This window comes from Microbulbifer sp. YPW1 (assembly GCF_013367775.1).
In the GTDB taxonomy this organism is placed as follows: Bacteria; Pseudomonadota; Gammaproteobacteria; order Pseudomonadales; family Cellvibrionaceae; genus Microbulbifer.
Window position 1 is genome coordinate 1,500,735 of the sequence record NZ_CP055157.1, and the last position, 19,932, is coordinate 1,520,666.

The following is a 19,932-nucleotide window of genomic DNA, read 5'->3' on the forward strand; positions in this document are numbered from 1 at the left end:
ATTTCGTTTGTGTCGGTCAGTATCAGCCGGCGCGCCGCGGATTACTCCGCGGGCACACCCAGTTGCGCAGATTTGATTTCGGTAAATTCTTCCACGCCGTGGTGGGAAAACTCGCGGCCATTGCCGCTCTGTTTGTAGCCGCCGAACGGCGCCTGATAGTTGAACTCACCACCGTTGACAAAACACAGGCCGGCGCGAATGCGTCGCGCAATGGCCAGTGCGTCCTTGTGGTCTTTGGCGTAGACACCGGACGACAGGCCGTAAGGCGTGTCGTTGGCAATGGTCACCGCCTGGTCCAGATCGTCGTAGGCAATCACGCACAGCACCGGGCCGAAAATTTCCTCGCGGGCAATGCGCATGTCATTGGTGACATCAGCAAATACCGTCGGCCGCGCATAAAAGCCTTGCGCCAGCCCTTGCGGTTTGCCGGCGCCGCCACACAGCAGGGTCGCGCCCTCGTCGAGACCGATCTGGATATAGTCCTGTACCTGCTGCCACTGGCGCAGTGAAGACAGCGGGCCCATAAACGCATTTTCGCCCATGCCCACTTCGATCTCGGCCACACGGGCGCGGATGATTTCCAGGGCCTCGTCGTAGCGGCTCCGGGGTACCAGCATGCGGGTGAGCGCGGTGCAGGTCTGGCCGCTGTTGATCATCACGTCGTCCACCCCGTAGCGCACCGCGGTGGTGAAGTCGCTGTCCGCGGTAATGATGTACGGGGACTTGCCGCCCAGCTCCTGGGTCACGCGTTTTACGGTGGGCGCACAGGCCTTGGCGATCTCGATGCCGGCGCGGGTGGAGCCGGTGAACGACAACATGTCCACCAGCGGGTGCTCGCACAGCGCCTGGCCGACAACCGGGCCGCGACCGGGCACCAGATTGAACACGCCCGCGGGCAGCCCCGCCGCATGGAAAATTTCCGCCATCAGGTAGTCCTGCAGCGGGGTCTGCTCGGACGGCTTGACCACCATGGTGCAGCCCGCCGCCAGTGCGGCGCCGACCTTGCCCACGAACTGGTGCAGGGGGTAATTCCAGGGGTTGATAAAGCCGCACACACCGGCGGCTTCCCGCCACACCAGCGAGTGGCCATGCTCGGCGGTCTCCTCGGTAATTCCGGTGTGCTCGGCGAACAGGCGCATGGCCTCGATGGGGCCCTCCACATGCAGCCAACCGGTGATATGGCGCGGGCAGCCCAGGCTGTCGGATACCGCGGCCACCAGCTCGTCCTGACGGGCTTCCATCAGGTCGGCGGCGTGCAACAGCAACGCGCGGCGCTCGCTGGCGGGGGTGTTGGCCCAGGCATCGAAGGCGCGGGCCGCGGCCTGCACGGCGCGATCCACATCGGCCACGCTGCCTGCGGGCACTCGGGTAATCAGGGATTCGGTTGCGGGATTGATGGCTTCCAGCCATTCGCCGGAGGTGGACGCGGTCCACTGGCCATCGATATAGATCTTGTTATGGTTTTGCATCTTACTCGACTTGCTTACTGCAGTTTTGCGGCGAGATTCGACCCTCGCGACGATTGGCGCCAATTTCATCGACCGAAACTGGCGCACATCGTCTATCAAACGGACAATCTGCGCAATAGTTAGACTTTTTCGAATGATTATTCAGTATGCGGGAAGGTCAAGCGGGGCCCAATCACCTGAACAGGTGATACGGCAGGGTGCAGGTGTTACGCGGGCGGTGACGCACCGCTGGCGGGCGCCGCAAGCCCCTGCTGCAGGGCCTTGGCTTCCGGCGCCAGCGACGCCCCGCGGCTCTCCAGCCAGCGAAACACCCGCTCCAGCACCAGCCGGGTACGCTGGTTGATGGCGCCGCGGTGATCATTCACCAGATACAGGAACTGGCCGATGGTGTAGGAGCGCTCGATCACCGGGGCCAGGCGACCGCTCTTCAGGTCTTCACTCACCTCAAGCCGGTCCGCCAGTGCCACGCCCATGCCCAGGCGCGCGGCCTCGATCGCCTGGTAGGCATAATCCACCGACATGCCATTGACCGACGGCGCGTAGTCCACACCCTGGGCGGTAAACCAGCCCGGCCACTGCTGCTGGCGGTCGTGCAGCAGCGGCAATGCCAGCAGATCCCCCGGGCGCAACGCGCGACTCAGATCCTCCCGCGCGCGCAGCAGCTGTGGACCCGCCACCGGCAAATAGTGCTCCTGATACAACGGCGTCACCTGCCGTCCCGGTGCCTCCGGCTCGCCGAGACAGATGGCGATATCCGCCTCGTCGTCGAGGCGCCGCGCGCGGGGCTCGATGGTGGTTACCCGCAGGCGGATCTCGGGATAGCGCTGCTGTACCTCCGCCAGAATCCGCAGCAGCCAGCGGCTGGCAATGGTGGCGGTGGTGGCGATCACCACCTCCCCGGACAGGTTGCCTGGATCCAGGGTAACCAGCCCCTGCTCCAGGCGGCCGAAGGCTTCGGACACCGCGCGGTGCAGGCGCTTGCCCGCGGCGGTCAGCGACAGACGATTGCCGGTACGCAGGAACAGCGGCGTACCCAACCGCTCCTCCAGCTCGCGGATCTGGCGACTGAGCGCCGGGTGCGACACATGCAGCTCCTCCGCCGCCCGCCGCAGGTGGCAGTGGCGTCCCACCGCATAAAAGCTGCGCAGGGAAGTCAGGGACAGGTTTCGGAGCTCGGTGGCCATGGATTGAACCTCGTTGCGGTGCCTTTTTGGTACCAAACCGGCAATTAAATGTTAATTGTGTTCGCAAAATCAAACCATAGACTTGTGCTAAACCCTATACATCCATTCACACAATAAAAGTCGGATGCATTCCATGACTGATACCCGCCAAGTCCGCGCCTCTCAAGTGCGTATCAATGGCCAGCGCCTGTGGGACTCCCTGATGGAGATGGCCGCCATCGGCGCCACCGACAAGGGCGGCTGCAACCGCCAGGCGCTCACCGACCTCGACAAGCAGGGCCGCGACCTCTTCGTACAGTGGTGCGAAGACGCCGGTTGCAGCGTCACCTTCGATGAAATGGGCAACATCTTCGCCCAACGTCCGGGTAAAAACCCGGACTTGCCACCGGTACTCACCGGCTCCCATCTCGACACCCAGCCCACCGGCGGCAAGTTCGACGGCGTCTATGGCGTGCTCGCGGGACTCGAGGTGGTACGCAGCCTGAACGACGCCGATATCGAAACCGAAGCGCCGCTGGAAGTCGCCGTGTGGACCAACGAAGAAGGTGCCCGTTTCTCCCCCGCCATGATTGGCTCCGGGGTCTGGGCGGGTGAATTCGACCTCGACTATGCCTACGCCCGTGAAGACAAGGAAGGCAAAACCTTCGGCGAGGAACTCGCGCGCATCGGCTACAAAGGGGACACCCCCGCCAAGCCGCGCCCGCTCGCCGCCGCGTTCGAAGTGCACATCGAACAGGGTCCCATTCTCGAGGCCGAAGAGAAAACCATCGGTGTGCTGAGCGGCGTACAGGGCATGTACTGGTACGACCTCACCCTGATCGGCCAGCCCTGCCACGCCGGCCCCAGCCCCATGGAAACCCGTCGCGACCCGTTTATGGGCCTGCACCGCATCCTCGACGAACTGTACAAACTCGCCGCCGAACACGGCCCCTGGGCCCGCGCTACCTTCGGCGACATCCGCGTCGAGCCGGGCAGCCGCAACACCGTGCCGGAAAAACTCGTCCTCGCCGTCGACCTGCGCCACCCGGACCAGAAAATTCTCGACAGCATGGACCAGCGCTTCCGCGAAATCGCCGCCCGTGTCGCGGATGAAACCGGCCTCGAACACCAGATCCGCGACGAATGGCGCTCCCCCGCCGTCGCCTTCGATCAAAGCTGCGTGGAAGCCGTGCGCAGCGCCGTCGCCGAGCTGGGTTACAGCAACAAGGAAATGGTCTCCGGTGCCGGACACGACTCCGTGTACATCTCCCGCGTCGCACCCACCAGCATGATCTTTGTGCCCTGTGAAAAAGGCCTGAGCCACAACGAAGCGGAAAACGCGGAGCCAGAGGATCTGGAGGCCGGTGCAAACGTACTGCTGCACGCGATGCTAAAAATGGCAAAGACGAGCTAACAAGGCTCAACACTTAATGCGAAGCCGCCGATGCCGGTGAACCTTCGCGAGACCTTCGAAAACAGGGATGTTTTCGCAGAGCCCCCAGGGATGGGTACACGGCGTGTCTCGCGAAGGTTCACCGGTAGCGGCGGCGCCACGGAACCGCGCGAGCGGTACCACGGACTCCGAAAAAATTCGAGAAAGACGATGACTGAATTTACCTACAAACACCGCAACGACAACGGCAATACCGCGCGCCTCGACAACTGGGGCATCGACTCCGAATACGGCGTGCTCACCGACCTGCTCGTCGGCCCGATTGACAACTACACCTGGCAGACCGGCAACGCCGCCAGCCGTCGCTCCATCCGCCTCGGCCGCCAGTTCGATGCCGCCGTCGCCAAACGCCAGCACCAGGAAATGCTCGACGCCTACAAACACGCCGGCGTCACCACCCACCTGTTGCCCGCCGATAGCAACCTCCCCTATCAGCTCTACGCCCGCGACAGCAGCGTCATGACCCCCTGGGGCCCGATTGTTACCCAGATGTACTCCCCCTGGCGCCGCGGCGAATGGGTGGACGTCGTAAAGACCTACCAGAAACTCGACATCCCCATTTACGACATTATCACCGCCGGCAGCCTGGAAGGCGGCGACTTCATGGTGCTTGAGCCGGGGGTCATCCTGTGCGGCTACTCCGGTGAGCGCACCTCACCGCAAGGCTTCAATCAAATGAAGAGCTGGATCGAAAAAGAAGGCTGGGAAGTGAAAGGTTACGAGTTCGACCCCTACTTCCTGCACATCGACGTGCTGGTAGCGGCACTGGCGGAAAAACTCGTCGCCGTGTGCGTGGACGCGGTGGAACCGGAACTGGTGCAGTGGTTCAAATCCCGCAACTTCGACATCATTGATATCTCCTACCCGCAGGTCATGGAGCTGGGCGTGAACGTGGTGGCGCTGGGTAACGACCGCGTGATGCTGCCGTCAGATAACACCGAGCTGAAGGAAAAATGTCGCGCGCGCGGCCTCGAAGTGATCGATCCGGATATCTCCATGATCACCGCCGGCGGTGGCGGTGTGCACTGCATGTGCCAGCCGCTGGCAAGAAAGCCCGCATAAGTCACACCGCAAATAAAAAAAGGTCGGCCCAGGGCCGACCTTTTTTTATTGCAGAGGACGGTACCGTTCCTCGCAATTTCGCGCAGCCGATTCAGCGCGCCGCCTTGATTTCCTCTTCACTCACCAGCACCACCTCATCGCCCCACGTATTGCTAATAAACGCGATGATCGCCGAAATCTCGCGGTCAGTCAGAAATTCCAGCGCCGGCATCAGCTCCTCTTCACCGCCATTGCGACGCGGTGCTGAGCGCCCGTGCAGCAGCGTCTCGACCAGCAGCTTTTTATTCGCTAGCAACGCGGGATCGCGCAGAGAGGGGTACAACGCCTCCTCACCGTAGCCATCGATCTGGTGACACTTCTTGCAGTTGTCGGCAAAGGTAAGCGCACCAAACCCAACCAGGTCACGGGTCTCTTGCTCTGAGGCAGCACTTTCAAGTGAAAATGCAGCGAGTAAAAGAGCGGTCAATACTCTGAATTTCATGCAATGTATCCTGTGGCAGATAACAGCTTTTTTATTTTCCCTGCGCCCGTAACAAACCGGAACCGGCAATACCACCGGCCGCACAGGCTAGAACAATCACCAGCGGTGTCAGGGTACCCAGTGCCAGTGCGCCCACGCCATAACCGCGCATCGGCAACAAAACCAGCAACAAGATACCAGCGGGAATCAGCGATAGCAGAAAACCGCGGGTAACCCAGCTTTTCTGCCACGGCAGCATAAAGATCAAGCCGCAGACGCCGCCCCACACCACCCGCTGGTAAATGTAGGCATTGGAGAGATACGGCGCGATATCCACGTGCAGAAAACGAGAGAACCCATAGTGCCCCATGGCCCACAAGCCGATGGCATAGGCCAGCCCGGCAAAGCAGCCGGCGGTAAAACAGAAGGACAGGTTTCTCAGAAATTCTCGCACTTACTACCTCCACAAGTGGTGTCCGCGAAAACGCTAGTCGCGTCGGGAACGTTTGTGGACGAGTATGCCAGATCCGCACCACCGAAGCGCAAACCGGTGTTCATTTTTGGTATTGGAAACGGATGGGAAAAGGAAGGGAAAATAAAAAACGCATTGCCCCGATCGGCAAGGAGAAGCGCGGAGCAATGCGTTCAAAAACAGAAAAGTCAGGTTCAGGCTGGGCGTCTGGTTTCGCCGTACAACTCCTCGAGCATCGCATCGATATGTTCAGCCAGGGCCTCCTGAGTGTCATCCAGCAGGATCACATGGCCCATCTTGCGGCCCGGACGCAGGCTTTTGCCGTACAGCCACACACCGTCATTGGCCAGCGTCGGCTTTTTGTCCACGCCCAGCATATTGATCATCACCGCCGGGCGCGCCGCGTGGGTATCACCCAATTCCATGCCGAGGATCGCGCGCACGTGGTTGGCAAACTGGCTGGTTTTGGCGCCCGCTAACGTCCAGTGACCGCTGTTGTGCACTCGCGGCGCCAGCTCGTTGATCAGCAGGCCGTCGTCGGTGACGAAGCACTCCATCGCCAGTACGCCCACGTAATCCCAGGCGTTCATCAGGGTGGAGAGATATTCCTCTGCAGTGGCCTGCAGCCTCTCATCTACATGTGGCGCCGGTGCGGTGGAAACCAGCAGGGTGCCGTTGTAGTGGTCGTTCTCTGCCAGCGGGTAGGTCACCACCTTGCCGTCCGCGGTGCGCGCGCCGATCAGGGAGACCTCGCGGGAGAAGTTGATACCCTTCTCCACCACGTATTCAGACTCTGGCACAGCATCGGCGATGGCCGCGAGATCTTCATCGCTATTCACCCGCCACTGGTTCTTGCCGTCGTAGCCGTTTTCACAGCTCTTGATAAACGACGGGTAACCCAGCTGTTTGACCGCTGCACAGATCTCATCGTAATTGTTCGCGGGCAGGAAGGGTGCAACCGGTAGCCCGGCGGCGGTGATTGCGGTTTTTTCACGCAGGCGATGCTGGGTTTTTTCAAACGCATCCGGGCGCGGGTATACCGGGCAACACTTTTCCAGTGCGCGCAGCAGTTCAACAGAGACGCCCTCGCGCTCGGCAGTGATCACCTCGGGGCTACCCATGGCTTCGTAAAGCGCCGCGATGTCATCGCCATCATGAGCATGCACGATGGTGCCGAGCCCCTCCACACAGGTGGTGTTCTCGTCACCCTCGGCGAGAAAGCTGAATTCGATTCCCAGCGGGCGAGCTTCCTGGGCCATCATCTGGGCCAGCTGGCCACAGCCGACAATACCTACGCGTCTGACTGTCATTTCGAATAATCCTCAATCATATCGGGCTTCACTGAGCCGCATTCAGGGTCGCCTTACTCGACCTCAAACGGGACACTGGCGCTCTGGTTTTCGCGCCAGGCGATCAGGCGCTTCTGCAATTCCGGGTCGGTCAGGGACAGCATCTGTGCCGCCATCAGGCCGGCATTGTACGCGCCGGAAGCGCCCACTGCCTGGGTGGCCACCGCAACGCCCTTGGGCATCTGTACGATGGACAGCAGGCTGTCCATACCGGTCATGAACTTGCTCGCCACCGGCACGCCGATCACCGGCAGCGGGGTCATTGCCGCAATCATACCCGGCAGGTGCGCGGAGCCACCGGCACCGGCAATGATCACCTGAGTGCCGCGCTCGTGGGCAGTGGAAGCGAACTCAACCATGCGCTGGGGCGTGCGGTGAGCAGATACCACAGCGGTCGCAAACGGAACCTGAAGCTCGGTAAGCGGCTTGGTCGCCATTTCCATGGTCGGCCAGTCGGACTGTGACCCCATTACAATGGTGACTTTTTCGAAGGGAAGCTGTTTCACTTAGGGATAACTCCAGTGTTGCACGAGCGCCTGATTCAGACAGGTATCGCCACCGCCAAATTACCGGGAAAGCCAGACGTCAGGTAAGAGTCCTGTGTGGTGCCGCCGGCCGCCCCAAAATCAAGGGGCGTGAGGATACCAAAACTCAGCGAGAAAGCACGCCGCACGTGGATTTCCGCCAAATATCAGCTCTAAAACGATAGTGTGCCGCGGCTTCTGCGGCACTTTGACGTGACTGCTTGGTTCTGCAGGAGAAGAAATGGAGACCGGAAGGCAGCGTTTGTTCACAAGCTGCCGTGTCGGGAGACGCGTTATTTGTCTCGCAGGCGTTCGCGCAGCATGGCTAGCACGGGTGCCACCTCGGGTCGTACACCGCGCCACAGGGTAAAGGACTCTGCCGCCTGCCCTACCAGCATGCCCAGGCCATCGGATACCTTCGCGCCGAGGCCGGTGGCCCAGTGCATAAACGGCGTCGGCTGGGCACCGTACACCATATCGTAAGCACAGCAGCCATCCGCCAGTGCCCGCGGAGACAGGGGGGGCAGCTCACCGGAAAGGCTCGCCGCGCTGGCGTTGATGATCAGGTCGAACTCTTCAGGCACCGCATCGAGACCGCTGGCTCCGATAGTGCCGTACCCGGAAAAGTCTTCCGCCAGCTGCTCCGCCTTGCGCGCGGTGCGATTGGCAATGTGCAGCCGGCCCGGCCCCTGTTTCAGCAATGGCAACAGGGTGCCGCGGGTGGCGCCACCGGCACCGAGAATAAGTACCTTCTTGCCGGCGATCGCCCAGCCCAGGTGATGGGTGATATCGGCTACCAGACCTGCACCGTCGGTATTGTCCCCGAGCAGGGAGCCATCCCCCTGCAACGCGAGGGTATTCACCGCACCCGCGGTGCGAGCGCGCTCGGTGAGTTGGTCGGCGTAGTCAAACGCATCCAGCTTGAACGGTGCCGTGACGTTCAGCCCCTTGCCGCCCTCGGCAAAGAATTGATCCACCACTTCCTTGAAACCATCCACTTCCGCAAACAGTTTTCCGTATTCGATATCCTGACCGGTCTGTTGTGCGAAGGCACTGTGAATATCCGGAGACATGGATTGGTTGATGGGGTTTCCGATGACCGCGTACTTGTCCATTTTTACTTCGGCTCTTTTCAACGTGTTTTCGCGCAGGAATCAGGCTGCGCTCAGGGCTTGCTTCAGTTGTTGTGTTTCATCCACCCCGATCAAGCCATCTATTTTCAGTTCGCCGTTATAGTCACAAACCATATAGCGGGTGATCGCACTGTATACCTGCCGGGGTTTTTCCTGCGAGGTATCCAGCAGCACCCAGTTGAGCGTGGCGAGGCTGGCATTTTCATTCAGCTCGATCACATCGGTCACCGCGCCGACAATCTGATTCACGCCGAGCTTTTCATACAGCTTGAGTAATTTTTCCACCCGTCCGATAAAGTATTCGCGGCTCAGTTCAGATTTCTTTCCGTTGGAAAAATAGTAGTGAATGGGGAAGCGATAGAAATCGGCGATCTGCTCGGCATCGCGGGCTTCGAACAGGCGACGGTATTCGAGAAATAACTTGCTGATCTCTTCCAGTCGGGCCTTGTGCATGGCGACTTCCTTTTAAACGGATTTTTCACGTCAAAAAATTAGGAGGGACCTAGTGAATAGGAACTCCTACCGCAACAGAATTAAATCCACTCCCGATGCGGCAGAAAATCCGTATAAAGCTTGGCTTCGGGTGTACCCGGCTGCGGGTGCCAATCGTACTTCCAGCGTACCTCAGATGGCAGCGACATCAGAATGGATTCCGTGCGTCCGCCACTCTGTAAACCGAACAGCGTACCGCGGTCGAACACCAGGTTGAATTCCACATAGCGACCGCGGCGATACAGCTGGAAATCCCGCTCGCGCTCGCCGTATTCCGTATCCTTGCGTTTTTTCAGGATCGGTAAATACGCATCCAGGTACGAATCGCCTACCGCCTGCATAAAACCAAACGCGTTGTCGAACCCACCCTCGTTGAAATCATCAAAGAACAGGCCGCCCACACCGCGCGCCTCATCCCGGTGTTTCAGGTAAAAATATTCATCGCACCACTTCTTGAAACGCGGATAGATATCTTCGCCGAATGGTGCGCAGGCGTCTTTTGCCGTCTGGTGCCAGTGCACCACATCTTCCTCAAAACCATAGTAGGGTGTCAGGTCGTAGCCGCCACCAAACCACCACACCGGCTCTGCACCCTCCTTCTGCGCGACAAACAACCGCACATTCGCATGGCTGGTCGGCGCATAGGGGTTTTTTGGGTGAATTACCAGACTCACACCCATGGCCTCAAACGAACGTCCGGCGAGCTCCGGGCGCGCCGCGGTGGCAGACGGCGGCAGCTTGTCACCGTACACGTGAGAGAAATTTACCCCACCCTTCTCGATTACATTGCCGTTTTCCAGCACCCGGGTTCGACCGCCACCACCGCCCTCGCGCTCCCACGCATCCTCAAAAAACTCGGTGCCGTCAATCGCCGTCAGTTCCGCACAAATGCGGTCCTGCAGCTTCAGCAGATAGTCTTTAACAGCCTGGATATTTACTTCGCTCATGGAATGCTCACGATCGGTTCAGGGAGGCTCCGCTGCACGGAGCAAATGCGGGTCTGGTTCAGCCGGCGCGTACGATGCGGCCACTCGCTGCGTCGCGGATTTCGCTGGGTGCTTTGCGCCCACCGGTATTGCCACCGCCGACAAAGTCCAGCTGGTCGCCAAAATAGCGCAGCACCTGGAATTTGTGTCGCGCGGGCTGGCAACCGGTGGGATTCGCGGAGGTGGATACGATAGCACCGCCGTAAGCGCGCGTTAATGCCGCGGTAAAGGGATGGCTGGTATGGCGCAACGCGACACTGTGATGAATGCCGGAAATCCAAGGTGCCACCTGATCGAAGTGCGGCACCAGCCAGGTGACCGGCCCCGGCCAGGTCGCGTCGATTCTCGCGCGCTGATCGCCGTTGAGGTTGTGCAGCAGGCCGCTGAAATCATCGGCATTCCCGGAAACCAGGATCAGTCCCTTTTCCAACGGTCGGTTTTTCAGCTGCACCAGGCGGGCAACGGCATCGGGATTGTTCGGATCACAGGCGAGGCCCCACACCGACTCGGTGGGATGGGCGATCACCCCGCCGGCGGCAAGCGCGCGTACGGCGCTGGCGATGGTGAGGGCACCAAAGGGTGTGGACAAACTGTTAGTGTCTGGCAAGGATTTGACTCTTTCTGCTCGTAAACGGGTTCCGCACCCAGCCGCCTTGCCGGTTAGGGGGGCCAGCTCGGGATGCGCGGCAATTTAGCGGAACGATAGCGGCGGAACAAGATTTCGCCGACCACTGGAAAGGGGTCGGCCATCACGCTTATTCCGCCGGCACTACTACTTACTGTAGGAAACCCGGTAAACCGCGCCCGCCTGGTCATCGGAAATCAACAGCGCGCCGTCCGGCATCACCAGCACGTCCACCGGACGCCCCCAATTCTGTTCGCCCTGCAACCAGCCATCGATAAACGGCTTGTAAGACGTCGCCTTGCCGTTGTCATCCAGGGTCACCATGGTTACCCGATAACCAATCTTCTTGCTGCGGTTCCAGGAGCCGTGCTCGGCAATCAGCACCTGGTTTTTGTACTCCGCCGGGAACTGGTCGCCGGTGTAGAACTTAACGCCCAGTGGCGCCACATGGGGGCCGAGTTCTTGCACTGGCGGCACATAGGCGCTGCACTGTTTGCCCTCGCCAAACTCGGGGTCCAGCACATCGTCACCGTGACAGTAGGGGTAGCCGAAGTGCATGCCGGCTTCCGGCGCGGTGTTTAGCTCGCACGGCGGGATATCATCCCCCAGCATGTCGCGCCCGTTGTCGGTAAACCACAGGGCCTCGGTCTCCGGGTGCCAGGTAAAGCCAACGGTATTGCGTACCCCTTCAGCCCAGGTTTCGGTTTTCACCACCTTGTCGCCCTCGATTTTCAGGCGCTGGATATTGGCGAAGCCTTTTTCGTCACAGATGTTGCACGGCGCGCCCACCGGCACGTACAGCCAGCCGTCCGGACCAAAGGCGATGTACTTCCAGCCGTGGTGGCGCTCGGTGGGAAACTGATCGGTAATCACGATCGGTTTGGGGGGATTGTCGAGGCGTGACTCGATGTCGTCCAGGCGCAGTATCTTGCTGACCGCGGAGATGTAGAGATCGCCATCGCGGAAGGCGACGCCGGTCGGCGAGGTAATCCCTTCGGCTACAACCTTGGCAGCATCCGCCTTGTTATCACCGTTTTCATCGGTGATGGCGTAAACCTTGCCCTCGCGCATGGAGCCCACAAACAGGGTGCCCTTGTCGCCGCGCACCATATGTCGGGCATTGGGCACATCATCGGCGTAGACCTCGATCTTGAAGCCTTCGGGCAGATTCAGCTTTTCCAGCTGGATACCGCCCTCTTCCGCCTGTGCGGCTCCCGCGCCCACTGCAATCAGCAGGCTGCCGGTACACGCGGCAAACTGACGGGAGGCGGTACGGAAAAAGGAAGGATTGTGTGCAAGGCGTGCGCAAAGGTGTGAAGAGAATCGCTTGAACAGACCCATCAACTGGTCACTCCTGTGTTTTTTCTCGGCGGCGCCGCTTTTCCGCAACGCGCAGGTGTCAGGCGTGACCCTATCGGCTTTTGTGGCATTCGGCCAGAGTCTTTAATGGCGAGTCTTTAACCCTCAACCAGCGCACTCAGGGTCTGCGCGCCACCGCCGGTGAGTTGGTAGCCACCGGGCAACTGTTCCACCAGCCCCTCCAGTTCCAGATGTAAAAGGTTGGCCATCAGGTCTCCGGTGTCACCGCCGGTATCCCGCACCAGCTGCTCGATACTGCGCGGGTCGCCGCCGAGGGCACGAATAATGGCACTCTGATCCGGGGGCAGTTCCACTCCGGCGTTCGCCGACACTGCATCGAACAGCCCCGGCTGTTGCGCCATTCCGGAAAGCAGACCGCCGAGGTGCTGCACGATATCGGCACTGGTTTCCACAAGATGGGCGCCGTGTTTGATCATATGGTGACAACCCCGTGCCATCGGGTTGTGGATGGAGCCGGGAATCGCAAATACCTCGCGATTTTGCTCCAGCGCCAGGCGTGCGGTGATCAGGGAGCCGGATCGCACCGCCGCCTCCACCAGCAGGGTCCCGAGGCTTAGGCCGGAAATAATGCGATTCCGCCGGGGAAAATGGCTCGCATCCGGCGCACCGTCCAGCGGCACCTCACTGACGATAGTGCCGTCTGCGGCAAGGATCTGTTCAGCCAGTACCGCATTGCGGCGCGGATAGACGCGGTTTACTCCGGTACCCATAACCGCGACCGTTTTGCCGCCGCCCTTCAGCGCCCCCCGGTGAGCGGCGGCATCCACGCCCAGCGCCAGGCCTGAGGTAATGGCGAAACCGGCACTGGCAAGATCGGTGGCGAAGGCCTGGGCGTTGTCGAGACCGGCGCGGGTTGCGCGCCGCGCGCCGACAATCGCCACCTGCGGCAGTGACAGGGCGTCGAGGTTGCCGGTGACATAGAGCACCGGTGGCGGCCGCGGAATTTCCTTGAGCAACGATGGATAGTGTTCGTCGTCAAAGTGCAGCAGATAAATGCACTCTTCCGCACAGCGCTGGCGCTCTCTCAGAGCCCATTGACCCAGCTCGCTGTCGAGCTCAAGGCGCTGCAGTTCCGCGAGCTGGGTGCGGGCGCGATCCGGAAGTTTGCGGGGAAAGTCTTGCGGGGGCTGCTGGAGGGCAGCGGTGGCAGAGCCAAAACGCTCAACCAGCTGCCAGTAGATCCCGGGGCCTACGCCCTCGAGACGCTGAAGAATAAGGGAAGCCGTCAACGCATCCATGCGTCTTGTACCTCTAAAAATTATCTTTTTTGTACGAGAGCAGCGTCGGCTCTGTACGCGGTGCCTCCCTGCTCTCGTATGAAAATCCGATTTTTGGAAGGCACCTGTTAACGGGTAGACCCCGAAACACGCGTTACGGGTTGCGCACCAGGTCCATGACTGCCAGCGGCTTGTCCGCTTCCAGTACCAGGCCGAGGCTCATTTTCTCAAAGCTGCGGAACACCATCAGTACGCCGGCGCGCTCGTCCGGCAGCTTGACGCTCTCGCGGGCCAGCTGGTCGCGCACGGTGGCGCCGCGCTTGTAGATGGCCAGTACATGGCCCGGTTCAAGGCCTTCGCGCAGGCCGCGGTTGATCGCAACCACGTCGTATTTGGCAACCTGGGTCACACCTTCTTCCACCCCGAGGATGATGCCGTCTACCGGGACAGACGGAGCACCGGGCTGGAACAGGGCGGCAATGGCGCGCTCCTCAACCGGCAACAGGCGGTCCTGCAGGCGGATATCGCGGCTGGTACGGGTAACGTCGAGGGTGGCCACGGCGTACTCGCTGTTGGCGTTGTCCTCATCCAGCTGACGCAGATCTACAGAGCCTACGTCGAGGGCCTGCTGGCCGAGCTCTTCACCGGTAAAGGGATCGGCGTAAACCGGGCCCGGGCGATAGATGCCGTAGGAAGCCAGGGGCTCGCGGAAGTCGCCGCGGGCGTAAATTTTCTCACCGGCACCCATCAGGATCCGCTGATCCTGCCCGGAAATAACGTAGGGCACACCCTTGAAGGCGTTGGGTCCAACGATGCGGGTGCGGGACAGGAAGGCGTTGATGGCGTCCAGCGGAATGGCCGGAATGGCGCTGTCGATGGGTTCGCGACGCACCGCCGGGCCCAGGCGGTTATTGCTGGCAGGGCTCAGTTTGTAGGCGGTGGGCGCACGCTCGAGCTCGAGCCGGGGTTCACCGTCGATATACACGAGGTTCAGGCGGTCGCCGGGATAAATTAGGTGGGGGTTCTCAACCTGGGGGTTCACCTGCCAGATTTCCGGCCAGTACCAGGGCTGGGAGAGGAAGGTCCCGGAGATATCCCAGAGGGTATCGCCCTTCTGCACCACATAGGTGTCTGGGTGGTCGGGATTGAGGCGCACATCTTGCGCCTGCAGACCAAAGGTCGCCAGCAGTGTGGCGGCAGCGGCCAGAATTATTTTTTTCATGGAAGCATTCCTATGCTTTTTATCGCAAACGCTGGGGGCCATAGTGTCTGCTGAATCTTTATACGGCTATCACTGAGGGCTTATATCGCTATAATCTCACAGCGCTGGACCGGTGGCGGCTGACGTCGCCGGGGTGGAGGAGCAAATAGGACGCCATCTGGCGAGTTCCTGCCCGCGGTATCGCTGATTCATCAGCACGCGGAAACAGCCCCCCAATTCAGCAAATTTCAAGCGCGATCATTATGTTATCAGCGCAAGTTCCACTAAGACTAGAAGTTTGTCACAGGTGTTATGGCCAAACTGGAAATCCTGGAATTCCCCGACCCCCGTCTGCGCAAGGTTGCAGAGCCCGTTGCTGAGGTAACGGACGCACACCGCACGCTGGTCGATGATATGTTCGAAACGATGTACGACGCGCCCGGCGTGGGGCTGGCGGCGACTCAGATCAATGTGCACGAGCGCATTGTGGTGATTGATGTTTCTGAAGATCAGAGCGAGCCGCTGGTGATGATCAATCCCGAGGTCGAGGTGCTCGATCCGGAGATCCACAAGTACGATGAGGGCTGCCTGTCGGTGCCCGGTTTCTACGAGACGGTGCAGCGCCCGCGCAAGATTCGCCTCAAGGCGCTGGATCGCAACGGCGAGACCTACGCGCTGGAGGCCGAGGGGCTGCTGGCGGTATGTATCCAGCACGAGATCGACCATCTCGATGGCAAGCTGTTTGTGGATTACATCTCGCCTCTAAAGCGCAATCGTATTCGTTCCAAGCTCGAAAAGGCCCACCGACAGAAAGCCTAAGCTTTAAGCCGGTTCTTTTGGGTCCCGAAGCAGGCGCAGTGGCGGCGCGGCACCGGGTACCTGTTTTCAGAACCGCTGTGAATACATCCCTGTACGCTGCGTCGGCAACGTCCCTGTCGCCGACGCTTCTGAAAACAGGTACCCGGCACCGCGCCTTCGCATCGTATTTTTGCGCTCCATAGCAAATTCTCTTTTCTGACCAAAACCGATACCCCTTCATGAGCCTGAACATCATCTTCGCCGGCACCCCCGACTTCGCCGCGGTACACCTGCAAACCCTTCTGGACAGCGAACACAAGGTAATCGCCGTCTACAGCCAGCCGGATCGCCCCGCCGGGCGAGGCAAGAAACTGCTGGCGAGTCCGGTAAAACAGCTGGCGCTTGAGCACGATATCCCTGTTTACCAGCCGCTCTCCCTGCGCGACGAAGACGCGCAGCGGGAACTGGAAGCGCTGAATGCCGATGTGATGGTGGTGGTGGCCTATGGCCTGATACTGCCGCAGGTTGTGCTGGATACCCCGCGCCTAGGCTGTGTGAATGTGCACGCCTCGCTGCTGCCACGCTGGCGCGGCGCGGCGCCGATCCAGCGCGCTGTGGAAGCCGGGGATGCGGAGAGCGGCGTCGCCATCATGCAGATGGAGGCCGGACTGGATACCGGGCCGGTGCTGGTTGAGGTGCGCACGCCGATCACTGCCAATGAAACGGGCGGTAGCCTGCACGACAAACTTGCGGGCCTGGGCGGGCCTGCTCTGCTGGAAGCGCTCCAGGCACTGGAGAGCGGCACCGCACAACCGCAGGTGCAGGACGACGCGCTGGCCAATTACGCGGGCAAGATCTCCAAAGAGGAAGCCCGCATCGACTGGCAGCGCCCCGCAGCGGAGCTGGCGCGGCTTATCCGGGCGTTCAACCCGTTTCCGGTGTGCTGGACCGAGTATCTCGACGGCAAGGGCAAACCCCAGCGCCTGCGGATCTACGCTGCCAAACACGAACAGGGCTGCCACACCGAGCAACCGGGCACCATCCTGAGCGCCGATGATGAAGGTATTCTGGTGGCCTGCGGGCGCGAGGCCTTGCGCCTGACTCAACTACAATTGCCGGGCAAGAAGGCCCTGCCGGTTGCGGAGATCCTCAAGGGCTACCGCGAACTGTTCAGCGCGGGTACCCAATTAGGCCAAACCCATGAGTGATTCTTCCAGCAAAACCCTAAAAGACGCCCGCGCCCTCGCCGCCCGGGTGATTGCCCGTCTTTACCAGGATCGGGGTTCCCTGCAACGCCTGCTGCCCTGGGCGGAAAAACAGGTGGATGAAAAAGACCGCGCGCTGCTGCGCGAGCTCTGTTACGGCACCGCCCGTTTCGCCCCGCGTCTGGAACTGATGCTGAAAAAGCTGCTGCGCAAGCCGGTGAAGGATGAGGAACTGGAAGCGTTGATGCTGGTGGGCCTGTACCAGCTCGAATACACCCGCATCCCAGATCACGCCGCCATCGCCGCTACCGTCGAGGCCGCCCGTGCGATCAAGCTCGGGCACGCCACTGGCGTGGTCAACGGTGTACTGCGCAACGCCCTGCGCAATAAGGAAACACTCACTCGCAAGCTCTCCGGCAACCCCCAGTTCAGCTCTGCACATCCCGAGTGGCTGCAGCAGGCGGTCAAGAATGCCTGGGGCAGTGAAGCCAGGACCATCTTCACCGCCAACAACGAAAACCCACCCATGACCCTGCGGGTGAACGCCGCCCAGACCACCCGCGACGACTACCTGGAGCAGCTGAAACAGGCGGGTATCCCCGCGCAACCCTGTGAGCTCGCAGATTCCGGACTAGTACTGGAAACCCCCGTCGCTGTAACCCGGCTGCCCGGCTTTGAAGAGGGCCTGGTCAGTGTGCAGGATCAGTCCGCACAACTGGCAGCACAACTGCTCGACCCGCAGGCAGGAGAAAAAATTCTCGACGCCTGTGCCGCCCCCGGTGGCAAAACCTGCCACCTGATGGAACTGCAACCCGACCTCGACCTCAGCGCACTGGATATAGAAGAAGAGCGCCTGGACCGGGTGATCGAGAACATGGAACGCCTCGGCATCGCCGTGCAGATCATCTGCGCCGACGCCGCCGAACCGGAACACTGGTGGGACGGTGAACAATACGACCGCATCCTGCTCGACGCCCCCTGCTCCGCCACCGGCGTCATCCGCCGCAACCCGGATATCAAGCTACTGCGACGCCCCGAAGACATTGCCGAATTGGCCGAATTACAGGGCCGCATACTGCGTGCAATGTGGCCGCTGCTCAAACCCGGCGGCACCCTGCTCTACGCCACTTGCTCCATACTCCCAGAGGAAAACAGCGCTCAGGTGGCGCGCTTCGTTGCGGAGACACCGGATGCGAGGGACAATACGCCGCAATTGCTGCACGATCAGCCCTGGGGGCTGCCGCAGGAAGCCGGTATGCAACTGTTGCCCGGTATTCATGCAGGCGATGGGTTTTACTACGCGAAGCTGGAAAAGCTGATTCCAGAGGGCTGACCCTGGAAGATTCGCTGAACTGTTCTCCGGCTTACGAAGTACAAATATAGAAATTTAAGGCCGAGTGCCGGGGGCGAGTTTTCAGGAGCGTCGGCAACAGGGATGTATTCACAGCGGTCCTGAAAACTCGCCCCCGGTACTCGGCCGCCACCCTACCTGCTCAAAGAGCAATGAGTGGCACAATGGCCAGATAACACAGGCCCCGAAACCCAATTATGAAAATCATCATTCTCGGCGCCGGCCAGGTCGGCGGATCCCTGGCAGAAAGCCTGGCCTCGGAACGCAACGACATCGTTCTGGTGGACAGCGACGAGAAAACCCTGCGTGAACTGCGCGACCGCATTGACATAGGCGTGGTCACCGGCCACGCCTCGCACCCGGACATCCTGCAGGAAGCCGGCATCGAAGACGCCGACATCTTGGTAGCCGTCACCAACAACGACGAAACCAACATGGCCGCCTGCCAGATCGCCCACTCCCTGTTCCGCGTCACCACCAAAATCGCCCGCGTGCGCGCCTCCGCCTACCTCCAGTACCCGGAACTGTTCTCCACCGAATCGATTCCTATCGACGTCCTCATCAGCCCCGAGCAGATTGTCTCCGAATACATCGCGCGACTGATCGAACACCCCGGCGCCCTGCAGGTCCTCGATTTTGCCGACGGCCGCGTGCAGCTCGTCGCCGTGCGTGCCGTACAGGGCGGGCCACTGGTAGGCCACCAGTTGCGCTACCTGCGCGAACACATGCCCAAGGTGGATACCCGGGTCGCCGCCATCTACCGGCGCAACAGCCCCATCATTCCCCAGGGCTCCACCGTCATCGAGGCTGGTGACGAAGTCTTCTTTATCGCCGCCAAGCAGGACATCCGCGCCGTGATGAGCGAACTGCGCCGGCTCGAGCAGGGCTACAAGCGTATTACCATTGCCGGGGGCGGCAATATTGGCCTGCGCCTTGCGCACAAACTGGAAAATCGATACTCCGTCAAAATCATCGAACAGGACCACGACCGCTGTATCTTCCTCTCCGAAGAACTCAGCAACAGCATCGTGCTCCACGGCAGCGCCTCCGACCAGGACCTGCTGCTGGAAGAGAATATCGAGGACACTGACGTGTTCCTCGCCCTCACCAATGACGACGAAGCCAACATCATGTCGTCCCTGCTGGCCAAACGCCTCGGCACCCGCAAGGTAATGAGCCTGATCAACAACCGCGCCTACGTCGACCTGGTACAGGGGGGCGAAATCGACATCGCCATCTCTCCCCAGCAGAACACCATCGGCAGCCTGCTCACCCACGTGCGTCGCGGCGACATGGTCAATGTGCACCAGCTGCGCCGCGGCGCTGCCGAAGCCATTGAAGTCATCGCCCACGGCGACAAACGCACTTCAAAGGTTGTCGGGAGAAAAATCGAAGATATCGACCTGCCGGAAGGTGCAGCGATCGGTGCCATCGTGCGCGAACGGGATGGCGAGAGCCAGGTACTCATCGCCCACGACAATATCGTTGTCGAGTCCGACGATCACGTCATCGTGTTCCTGGTCGACCGCCGCCACACCCGCCACGTGGAACAGCTGTTCCAGGTCGGCTTCAGCTTTTTCTGACGGCGGGAA

19 protein-coding genes are annotated in these 19,932 nt (G+C 60.7%); 6 read left to right on the top strand and 13 right to left on the bottom strand.

Annotation, left to right across the window (positions count from 1 at the left end; translation table 11 throughout):
• Nucleotides 1-41: 41 nt before the first annotated feature.
• Nucleotides 42-1,469, bottom strand: a complete 1,428-nt coding sequence (locus HUW35_RS06345) for an aldehyde dehydrogenase family protein (protein WP_181254762.1) — start codon at nt 1,467-1,469, stop codon at nt 42-44.
• A 206-nt stretch (nt 1,470-1,675) separates the two neighbouring features.
• Entirely contained in the window at nt 1,676-2,653 is a 978-nt protein-coding gene (locus HUW35_RS06350) for a LysR substrate-binding domain-containing protein (protein ID WP_181254763.1), read from the bottom strand.
• 133 nt (nt 2,654-2,786) lie between these two features.
• Between HUW35_RS06350 and HUW35_RS06355 the strand changes: the two genes are divergently transcribed.
• Together HUW35_RS06355 and HUW35_RS06360 are read left to right on the top strand one after the other, a co-directional pair.
• A complete protein-coding gene (locus HUW35_RS06355) occupies nt 2,787-4,046 on the top strand; it encodes a Zn-dependent hydrolase (RefSeq protein ID WP_181254764.1) in 1,260 nt (419 codons plus the stop codon).
• 189 nt (nt 4,047-4,235) lie between these two features.
• Complete coding sequence (locus HUW35_RS06360) at nt 4,236-5,147, top strand: dimethylarginine dimethylaminohydrolase family protein (protein WP_181254765.1); 912 nt, start codon at nt 4,236-4,238, stop codon at nt 5,145-5,147.
• Between the two features lie 91 nt (nt 5,148-5,238).
• Here the strand turns inward: HUW35_RS06360 and HUW35_RS06365 are convergent, their stop codons facing one another.
• The 11 genes from HUW35_RS06365 to HUW35_RS06415 form a co-directional block, all read right to left on the bottom strand.
• Complete coding sequence (locus tag HUW35_RS06365) at nt 5,239-5,628, bottom strand: cytochrome c (RefSeq protein ID WP_181254766.1); 390 nt, start codon at nt 5,626-5,628, stop codon at nt 5,239-5,241.
• A gap of 31 nt (nt 5,629-5,659) precedes the next feature.
• A complete protein-coding gene (locus HUW35_RS06370) occupies nt 5,660-6,061 on the bottom strand; it encodes a hypothetical protein (RefSeq protein ID WP_181254767.1) in 402 nt (133 codons plus the stop codon).
• Nucleotides 6,062-6,273: 212 nt separating this feature from the next.
• Complete coding sequence (locus HUW35_RS06375; RefSeq protein ID WP_181254768.1) at nt 6,274-7,389, bottom strand: 5-(carboxyamino)imidazole ribonucleotide synthase; 1,116 nt, start codon at nt 7,387-7,389, stop codon at nt 6,274-6,276.
• Nucleotides 7,390-7,442: 53 nt separating this feature from the next.
• Nucleotides 7,443-7,934: a 5-(carboxyamino)imidazole ribonucleotide mutase gene (gene purE, locus HUW35_RS06380; RefSeq protein ID WP_181254769.1), complete on the bottom strand. Its 492-nt coding sequence runs from the start codon at nt 7,932-7,934 to the stop codon at nt 7,443-7,445.
• 311 nt (nt 7,935-8,245) lie between these two features.
• Complete coding sequence (gene aroE, locus HUW35_RS06385; RefSeq protein ID WP_181255591.1) at nt 8,246-9,067, bottom strand: shikimate dehydrogenase; 822 nt, start codon at nt 9,065-9,067, stop codon at nt 8,246-8,248.
• Between the two features lie 39 nt (nt 9,068-9,106).
• Complete coding sequence (locus HUW35_RS06390; protein WP_181254770.1) at nt 9,107-9,538, bottom strand: hypothetical protein; 432 nt, start codon at nt 9,536-9,538, stop codon at nt 9,107-9,109.
• Nucleotides 9,539-9,618: 80 nt separating this feature from the next.
• Nucleotides 9,619-10,524 (bottom strand): oxygen-dependent coproporphyrinogen oxidase, encoded by a 906-nt coding sequence (hemF, locus tag HUW35_RS06395; protein ID WP_181254771.1) that lies wholly within the window; start codon nt 10,522-10,524, stop codon nt 9,619-9,621.
• 58 nt (nt 10,525-10,582) lie between these two features.
• The gene (locus HUW35_RS06400) at nt 10,583-11,170 is read right to left on the bottom strand and encodes an L-threonylcarbamoyladenylate synthase (RefSeq protein WP_255463519.1); all 588 of its coding nucleotides are present in this window, start codon (nt 11,168-11,170) and stop codon (nt 10,583-10,585) included.
• Nucleotides 11,171-11,335: 165 nt separating this feature from the next.
• Nucleotides 11,336-12,529, bottom strand: a complete 1,194-nt coding sequence (locus tag HUW35_RS06405) for a sorbosone dehydrogenase family protein (RefSeq protein ID WP_181254772.1) — start codon at nt 12,527-12,529, stop codon at nt 11,336-11,338.
• Between the two features lie 116 nt (nt 12,530-12,645).
• Nucleotides 12,646-13,806: a DNA-processing protein DprA gene (dprA, locus tag HUW35_RS06410; RefSeq protein ID WP_181254773.1), complete on the bottom strand. Its 1,161-nt coding sequence runs from the start codon at nt 13,804-13,806 to the stop codon at nt 12,646-12,648.
• 133 nt (nt 13,807-13,939) lie between these two features.
• Complete coding sequence (locus HUW35_RS06415; protein WP_181254774.1) at nt 13,940-15,007, bottom strand: LysM peptidoglycan-binding domain-containing protein; 1,068 nt, start codon at nt 15,005-15,007, stop codon at nt 13,940-13,942.
• A 291-nt stretch (nt 15,008-15,298) separates the two neighbouring features.
• Here HUW35_RS06415 and def point away from each other — a divergent pair, with 291 nt between their 5' ends.
• From def to trkA, 4 genes are all read left to right on the top strand, one after another.
• A complete protein-coding gene (gene def / locus HUW35_RS06420) occupies nt 15,299-15,805 on the top strand; it encodes a peptide deformylase (RefSeq protein WP_181254775.1) in 507 nt (168 codons plus the stop codon).
• A 218-nt stretch (nt 15,806-16,023) separates the two neighbouring features.
• Nucleotides 16,024-16,992, top strand: a complete 969-nt coding sequence (gene fmt / locus HUW35_RS06425) for a methionyl-tRNA formyltransferase (protein WP_181254776.1) — start codon at nt 16,024-16,026, stop codon at nt 16,990-16,992.
• Complete coding sequence (gene rsmB / locus HUW35_RS06430) at nt 16,985-18,322, top strand: 16S rRNA (cytosine(967)-C(5))-methyltransferase RsmB (protein WP_181254777.1); 1,338 nt, start codon at nt 16,985-16,987, stop codon at nt 18,320-18,322. Before fmt ends, rsmB begins: the two co-directional genes overlap by 8 nt.
• 215 nt (nt 18,323-18,537) lie before the next feature.
• Nucleotides 18,538-19,923, top strand: coding sequence for a Trk system potassium transporter TrkA (gene trkA, locus HUW35_RS06435; RefSeq protein WP_181254778.1), 1,386 nt, complete (start codon nt 18,538-18,540; stop codon nt 19,921-19,923).
• Nucleotides 19,924-19,932: the final 9 nt, after the last annotated feature.

Bases quoted from the DNA above. Each gene is read 5' to 3' on its own strand.
- HUW35_RS06355 (WP_181254764.1), top strand. From the start codon at position 2,787: ATGACTGATACCCGCCAAGTCCGCGCCTCTCAAGTGCGTATCAATGGC.
- fmt (WP_181254776.1), top strand. From the start codon at position 16,024: ATGAGCCTGAACATCATCTTCGCCGGCACCCCCGACTTCGCCGCGGTA.
- HUW35_RS06350 (WP_181254763.1), bottom strand. From the start codon at position 2,653: ATGGCCACCGAGCTCCGAAACCTGTCCCTGACTTCCCTGCGCAGCTTT.
- HUW35_RS06390 (WP_181254770.1), bottom strand. From the start codon at position 9,538: ATGCACAAGGCCCGACTGGAAGAGATCAGCAAGTTATTTCTCGAATAC.
- HUW35_RS06345 (WP_181254762.1), bottom strand. From the start codon at position 1,469: ATGCAAAACCATAACAAGATCTATATCGATGGCCAGTGGACCGCGTCC.
- HUW35_RS06415 (WP_181254774.1), bottom strand. From the start codon at position 15,007: ATGAAAAAAATAATTCTGGCCGCTGCCGCCACACTGCTGGCGACCTTT.
- HUW35_RS06405 (WP_181254772.1), bottom strand. From the start codon at position 12,529: ATGGGTCTGTTCAAGCGATTCTCTTCACACCTTTGCGCACGCCTTGCA.
- def (WP_181254775.1), top strand. From the start codon at position 15,299: ATGGCCAAACTGGAAATCCTGGAATTCCCCGACCCCCGTCTGCGCAAG.
- hemF (WP_181254771.1), bottom strand. From the start codon at position 10,524: ATGAGCGAAGTAAATATCCAGGCTGTTAAAGACTATCTGCTGAAGCTG.
- HUW35_RS06360 (WP_181254765.1), top strand. From the start codon at position 4,236: ATGACTGAATTTACCTACAAACACCGCAACGACAACGGCAATACCGCG.
- HUW35_RS06375 (WP_181254768.1), bottom strand. From the start codon at position 7,389: ATGACAGTCAGACGCGTAGGTATTGTCGGCTGTGGCCAGCTGGCCCAG.
- dprA (WP_181254773.1), bottom strand. From the start codon at position 13,806: ATGGATGCGTTGACGGCTTCCCTTATTCTTCAGCGTCTCGAGGGCGTA.
- rsmB (WP_181254777.1), top strand. From the start codon at position 16,985: ATGAGTGATTCTTCCAGCAAAACCCTAAAAGACGCCCGCGCCCTCGCC.
- trkA (WP_181254778.1), top strand. From the start codon at position 18,538: ATGAAAATCATCATTCTCGGCGCCGGCCAGGTCGGCGGATCCCTGGCA.
- HUW35_RS06365 (WP_181254766.1), bottom strand. From the start codon at position 5,628: ATGAAATTCAGAGTATTGACCGCTCTTTTACTCGCTGCATTTTCACTT.
- aroE (WP_181255591.1), bottom strand. From the start codon at position 9,067: ATGGACAAGTACGCGGTCATCGGAAACCCCATCAACCAATCCATGTCT.